General features: G+C 77.1%; 1 pseudogene. It reads left to right on the top strand.

Going from position 1 to position 789, the window contains the following annotated elements:
• Nucleotides 1-789, top strand: a pseudogene (locus ACFQ3T_RS36850) (hypothetical protein); the annotation flags it as partial.

Here is a 789-nt window from a genome sequence, read left to right on the forward strand (position 1 = left end):
CGCCACCGGCGCGCCCCAGCCGCTGCGCCGGCTGGCCGCCGCCGGGCGGCTGCTGTCGCTGTACTTCGCCACCGGCAACCGGGCGGGCCCGCACGCGCTGTCCGTGCTGACCGCGCGGGAACGGCAGCCGAGCGACGCGGACGTGGTGATGGCGGCGACCGTCCACTCGTGCCTGGAGTGGAACGCGGGGAACCTCGCCGAGAGCATGTACTGGGGTCGTGAGTCGACGCGCTGGGAGCTCGACCGGCCCACCGCGTGGTGGCAGTCGCAGGCGGTCGTGTCGTACGCGCTGAAGCTGTCCGCGCTGGGGCAGTTCGAGCAGGCCGAACGCCTGGTCCGCCCGATCGGTCCCGGTGACGTCCCGTGCGACGACGAGGCGGTGACGGCCGGCGCGAGCACGGCGCGGACCATCGCGCGGGCCAGGGTGCTCACCCAGGCGGGCAAGCCGGCGCAGGCCCGCATCGCCGCCCGCCGCGGCCTGTCCACCGCCCGTGACCGGGGCCTGCGCATCCTGGTGCCGCTGGCGTCCACGGTGCTGGCGACGGTGGCGCTGCTGGGCGGCGAGGTCGCCGAGGCGGCGCAGCACGTGCGCCGGCACCGGGCCGACCTGGCGGCGCGCGAGGAGGTGCTGCACTCCGGGCAGTACGACTGGGTGGAGCTGCTGCTGGTCCACGCCCGCGGCGGGCCCGGCCGCGCGGCCGAGTTCGCCCGCGACCGGATGGACGACGACGAGGTCGTGCGCCGGATGCTCGTCGAGGAGCCGGGCGCCGCGCCGTGGCTGGTGCGGCT

It is taken from the genome of Saccharothrix hoggarensis (genome assembly GCF_042678885.1).
Taxonomy (GTDB): domain Bacteria; phylum Actinomycetota; class Actinomycetes; order Mycobacteriales; family Pseudonocardiaceae; genus Actinosynnema; species Actinosynnema hoggarensis.